This is a genomic window from Dietzia cercidiphylli, from assembly GCF_014145145.1.
Classification (GTDB): domain Bacteria; phylum Actinomycetota; class Actinomycetes; order Mycobacteriales; family Mycobacteriaceae; genus Dietzia; species Dietzia natronolimnaea.
This window is the reverse complement of sequence record NZ_JAALEA010000098.1, coordinates 1-5,550: the sequence shown is the minus strand read 5'-3', so window position 1 is coordinate 5,550 and position 5,550 is coordinate 1. Positions and strand designations below refer to the sequence as shown.

At 70.7% G+C, this 5,550-nt stretch carries 3 protein-coding genes and 3 tRNA genes; all 6 read left to right on the top strand.

What is annotated here, in order from left to right; genetic code table 11:
- The first annotated feature begins 176 nt into the window (after positions 1 to 176).
- Positions 177 to 249: transfer RNA gene (locus G6028_RS04275), tRNA-Glu, on the top strand.
- A gap of 204 nt (positions 250 to 453) precedes the next feature.
- Positions 454 to 527: transfer RNA gene (locus G6028_RS04270), tRNA-Asp, on the top strand.
- A gap of 49 nt (positions 528 to 576) precedes the next feature.
- Positions 577 to 650, top strand: a tRNA-Phe gene (locus G6028_RS04265).
- An 85-nt stretch (positions 651 to 735) separates the two neighbouring features.
- Positions 736 to 3,978 (top strand): arabinosyltransferase domain-containing protein, encoded by a 3,243-nt coding sequence (locus G6028_RS04260; RefSeq protein WP_182658149.1) that lies wholly within the window; start codon positions 736 to 738, stop codon positions 3,976 to 3,978.
- A gap of 72 nt (positions 3,979 to 4,050) precedes the next feature.
- Positions 4,051 to 4,836, top strand: a complete 786-nt coding sequence (locus tag G6028_RS04255) for an enoyl-CoA hydratase (protein WP_182658148.1) — start codon at positions 4,051 to 4,053, stop codon at positions 4,834 to 4,836.
- Positions 4,824 to 5,550 (top strand): GTP-binding protein (locus tag G6028_RS04250; RefSeq protein ID WP_182658147.1); only part of this gene is annotated, 727 nt, incomplete at its 3' end. The genes G6028_RS04255 and G6028_RS04250, both read left to right, overlap by 13 nt.

Sequence of the window (5,550 nt, the reverse complement as noted above, 5' to 3'; positions counted from 1 at the left end):
GGGACTATGGATTAAAAGTCCGTAGCTCTACCAACTGAGCTATAGGGGCGTCGGTCACGATACCGTCCCCGTTCGCGCCGACGGGCGTCGGCTCGGGCGTGGTTGGTTTAGACGTCTGCTGGGCCGTGCCCTAAACTCGAACCCGCTGCGGCCCGGCGATCCCGGACGTGGCGTACGCCCCCTTCGTTTAGCGGCCTAGGACACCGGCCTTTCACGCCGGCAGCGCGGGTTCGAATCCCGTAGGGGGTACGAGGTCAGGAGTCCCGGTCACCGTTCGTCGGCGGCCGGGACTTCTCTCATCTGCGGGCACGGTGTCGGCCCCCTCTCTGGCGCCCCGGGCGTCGCCACCGGGATCCACCGAACCCGTTCCGAGCTGCCCCGGAACCACCGCCGGTTTCGCGATTTGCGTCCGGCGTGGGCGTCGATTACTGTTCTGTCTCGTGCGAAAAGCACGGCCCTGTGGCGCAGTTGGTTAGCGCGCCGCCCTGTCACGGCGGAGGTCGCGGGTTCGAGTCCCGTCAGGGTCGCAGGAGACAACCGGCGCATTCGGTTTACCGGATGCGCCGGTGGTCTTATGGCCAGGTAGCTCAGTTGGTACGAGCGTCCGCCTGAAAAGCGGAAGGTCGTCGGTTCGATCCCGACTCTGGCCACCGAGAGCGCAGCGCGCCGGAGGGTTTCCCTCCGGCGCGTTCGTCGTTTCGGGGAACCTCCGTCCCTCGTTATAGCGTGGACGCCATGCCATCGACTGCCACCGAGGTCCGTGACGTGCCGGACAGGTCCCGTACAGGAACCCGGTGGGGAATAGTCGCCGCGGTCAGCGGCCTGGTCGGGATCCTCCTCGCGATCATCGTCCCGCTGCTCCCGGTCACCCAGACCACCTCGACGATCAGCTGGCCGGAGGCCGGGACCCTCGACCCCGTGACGGCGCCCCTCGTGGCCTACTACCCGCTCGACCTGGCGGTGGACGTCCCGTGCGCGGCGGTGGGGGAGCTCCGCGACCAGGGCCGTGAGGACGGGGTGCTCGTGTCCACGGCACCCCGTCAGGCGGGAGCGAACGCGGGCGCCCGTGCGCTCGTGGTGTCCGTGGCCGGCCCCACCGTCGAGGTGCGCAGCCGGAACGTGCTGGTCGCGGCCGCCCCCACCGAGGCGGTCGCCTCGCCCGGGGCGTGCTCGGTGATCCGCGTCGTGGCGGACTCCGGTTCGATCGGCGCGGAGTTCGTCGGTCTCGAGTCGGACGGCGGGGAGGTGGGTGGGCGGATCGACCAGGATCTGCGGCCGCAGGTCGTCGGTGTCTTCACGGACCTGCAGGGGCCGGCGCCCGAGGGGATGTCCGTCGACATCACCGTGGACTCCCGCTACACCACCCAGGCGACCGTGATCAAACAGATCGCGATCGTGGTCGGGATCCTCGCGATCGTCGTGGCGCTGGTCGCCCTGCACCGACTCGACCTGCGCGACGGACGAGTCGGGCGACGGGTACTGCCCCGCCGCTGGTGGAAGCCCCGCCCCCTGGACCTGGTGGTGGTGGCCACACTCCTGGTCTGGCACGTCATCGGGGCCAACACGGCGGATGACGGATACATCCTCACCGAGGCGCGTGCCGCCGTCTCGAGCGGCTACATGCCGGAGGTGTTCCGGTACTACGGCGCCCCGTACGCGCCGTTCGGGATGCCGTACTACCTCTACACGGCGATCAGTTCCGTCACCGTGGGCAGTATGTGGCTCCGGCTACCAGCATTGCTGCTGGGCATCGCGTCGTGGATGCTGCTCTCCCGCGAGGTGATCCCGCGACTGGGCATCGCCGCCCGCCGCGCCTCGGCCGTCCGGTGGAGTACCGCCGCGGTGTTCCTCGCGTTCTGGCTCACCTACAACAACGGGCTGCGCCCCGAGCCGATCGTGGCCTTCGGCGTGCTGGCCACCTGGGTCTCCCTCGAGCGGGCGCTCGCGACCGGGCGGCTGCTTCCCGCGGCCACCGGCTTCATCATCGGCGGGCTCACGCTGTCCGCCGCGCCCACGGGCACCTTCTGCATCGCGGCGATCATCGCGGCCTCCCGGCCGCTGTTGCTGCTGGTGATCCGGCGGGCCCGGCGCGACGGCTGGATCCCGACGGTGGCGCCGATGCTGGCCGCCGGTCTCGGCGTGCTGCACCTGATCTTCCTGGACCAGCCCCTGGTGACCACGCTGCAGTCGTCGGCGCTGCTCGGCGACGTCGGCCCCACTGGGCGCTGGTTCGAGGAGGTGTGGCGGTACGAGTGGCTCATGAACCCGACGCCGGACGGGTCCCTGGCCCGCAGGTTCGCGGTCCTGGCGATGTTCCTGTCGCTGATCACGTGCGCCGCGATCCTGTTCCGCAAGGGGCGGATCCCCGGCGTGGCCGTGGGCCCCGCCCGACGGATCGTGGGTCTGGCCGCCATGTCGATCGCGTTCATGGCGCTCAACCCCACCAAGTGGACCCACCACTTCGGTGCGTTCGCCACGATCGGCGCCGCGCTGGCGGCCCTGGTGACCATGGCCGTCCTGCCGGCGGCCACCCGGTCGCTGCGCAACCGGATGCTGTTCCTCGCCGCGGTGTTCTTCGTCCTGGCCCTGAGCTTCACCTCCACCAACGGCTGGTGGTACATCTCGATCTACGGCATCCCGTGGGGTGGCGTGCAGCCCTCGATCGCCGGGATCACGTTCTCCTCGGTATTCCTCGGGCTGATGGTCATCGCGCTCCTGCTCGCGCTGGTCCTGCACTACCGGGAGCCGTTCGTGCGGCCCACGGGGTCGGTGCCCGCCGATGCCGATCGCGGCCCCGTGGTCCGGGTCCTGCGTGAGGTCTCGCACGCCCCACTCGGGCTCGCGGCGGCCCTCGTCGTCGTCGTCATCGTGGCCTCCATGGCCGCCGCGGTCCGCAACCAGTACCCCGCCTACTCGGTCGGCCTGCAGAACCTGCGGGTGCTGTCCGGGGAGCCGTGCGGTATCGCCGACATGGTGCTCGCCGAGCCCGACGCCAACGCGGGACTGCTCGCCCCGGTCGGTGACCCCCGTGACCAGCTCGAGGCGGGCGCGCAGCCGGTGGAGTTCATCCCCGACGGCATCCCCACCGACCTCACCGCCACCCAGGCCGTGGACACCGACACCCCGGGCACCGGGGAGGACTCCGACGCCACCGCCACCACCGCCGGCACCGAGGGCGGGGTGCGCGCGGGGGAGGGCATCAACGGCAGTCACGCCGTCCTGCCCTTCGGTCTCGACCCGGCCCGTGTGCCCGTGCTCGGCAGCTACCAGACCGGCCCGCAGTTCAACGCCGAGACCACGACGGACTGGTACCGGCTCCCCGAACGGGACGAGGAGAGCCCGCTCATCACGATCGCCGTGGCCGGCTCGTTCGCGCCGGACGCGATCCGCGTGGAGTTCGCCACCGCAGCCGACCGGTTCGAGCCGACCGGCTCGGTCCTGCCCGTCGACATCGGTCCGGCGCCGTCCTGGCGGAACCTGCGCGTGCCCGTCGACACCCTGCCCGCCGACGCCACGGCGATCCGGCTCGTGGTGCGCGACCTGGACCCGGACCCGTCGCGGTGGATCGCGTTCACCCCGCCGCGCATGCCGGAACTGGTGACCATGCAGGAGCTCGTCGGTGACTCCCGCCCGGTGCTCCCCGACTGGGCGGTGGCCTTCCACACCCCGTGTCTGCGACCGTTCGAGGAGTACGCCGGTATCCACGAGCTACCCGAGTACCGGGTCCTGCCGGATCGCGACCTCGCGGTGAGTTCCACCAACACCTGGCAGGCGTGGGACGGTGGCGGGCCCCTCGGGTTCATCGAGTTGCTCCTGGCCGGCGAGACCGTGCCGACCTATCTGGAGCACGACTGGTCACGGGACTGGGGCTCGCTGGTGCGGTACGAGCCGTTGGTGCCCGCGGCCCGGGAGGCGACCATCGACCACGGTGAGGCCGTACGGTCGGGGCTGTGGAACGGGGGACCGCTCGCCAGATGACCGGCTAGCATCGGCCCCGGAGACTTTTTACAAGGAAGTCCAAGTATCCCCTGACGCAGACTGGAGCACGCGATGTCCGTGACCGAGAAGCAGTTCGAGAACATCCTGGTGGAGCAGAGCGACCGCGTCGCGGTCATCACGCTGCACCGACCCAAGGCGCTCAACGCGCTGAGCAGCGGCATGGAGAAAGAGGTCGTCGAGGCCGTGGAGGGTCTCGACTCCGACCCCGGCGTCGGCTGCATCGTCATCACCGGTTCGGAGAAAGCCTTCGCGGCCGGCGCCGACATCAAGGAGATGAAGGACAAGAGCTACCCCGGGATCTACCTCGAGCGCTACTTCGGCGACTGGAAGCGACTCACCGCCGCGCGAACGCCGATCATCGCGGCCGTGTCCGGGTTCGCCCTCGGCGGCGGGTGCGAGCTGGCCATGATGTGCGACATGATCATCGCCGGTGACAACGCCAAGTTCGGCCAGCCCGAGATCACCCTCGGCGTCATCCCGGGCATGGGCGGCTCGCAGCGGCTCACGCGCGCGGTGGGCAAGGCCAAGGCCATGGACCTGTGCCTCACCGGCCGACAGATGGACGCGGACGAGGCGGAGTGCTCCGGCCTGGTCGCCCGCGTCGTCCCCGCCGCGGACCTGCTCGACGAGACCATGAAGGTCGCCGGGACGATCGCCTCGATGAGCAAGACCACCGCCATCGCGGCGAAGCAGGCGGTCAACCGGTCCTTCGAGACCACGCTCGAGGAGGGGCTGCTCGCGGAGCAGAACGCCTTCTACGCGCTCTTCGCCACCGAGGACCAGACCGAGGGGATGTCGGCGTTCGCCGAGAAGCGGAAGCCCGAGTGGCGCCGCTGAGGGACCAGCCCACGCACGGGCATCTCGCCGGGGGCGGTGGCGTGAGCGGGGACGCCCGCCGCGCCCCCGGTGAGCCCCTGCCCGTGTTGGTCCTCACCGGTTACCTGGGTGCCGGCAAGACCACGCTGCTCAACCACCTGCTGTCCGGCACGCCGGGCCTGCGCATCGGCGCGATCGTCAACGACTTCGGCGAGATCGACGTGGACGCCACGTCGGTCGCGGGGCGCGTGGACTCGATGATCTCGTTGGCCAACGGGTGTGTCTGCTGCGAGGTCGACGCGAGCGAGCTGGGAGAGACCCTGGCCGGTCTGGCCGACCCCGAGCACGGGCTCGACCTGGCGGTGATCGAGGCCAGCGGGCTGGCGGAGCCGGCGATCCTGTCGCGCATGGTCCACGAGGTGCCGCGCGAGGTGGTGCGGCACGCGGGGATGATCCAGGTCGTCGACGCCGAAGGGCTCGACGACGCCCTGGCGCGGCACCCGCGGTTGACGGCGCACCTGGCGGAGGCGGACCTCGTGGTGGTCAACAAATGCGATCTCGTGGACCGCGCTCGATTCGACCGCATCCGCGACACGATCCGCCGGCACGCCCCCCGGGTCGCCGTTCTGCCCGCGGTCCGGGCGGCCGTGCCGACGGGTCTGTTGCTGGGGATGGAGCCGGACCGGGACACCGCCGCCGGGTCGGAGGACGGCCGGGAGCCGTCGGACGGCCGTG

Bases quoted from the DNA above. Each gene is read 5' to 3' on its own strand.
- G6028_RS04255 (WP_182658148.1), top strand. From the start codon at position 4,051: ATGTCCGTGACCGAGAAGCAGTTCGAGAACATCCTGGTGGAGCAGAGC.
- G6028_RS04260 (WP_182658149.1), top strand. From the start codon at position 736: ATGCCATCGACTGCCACCGAGGTCCGTGACGTGCCGGACAGGTCCCGT.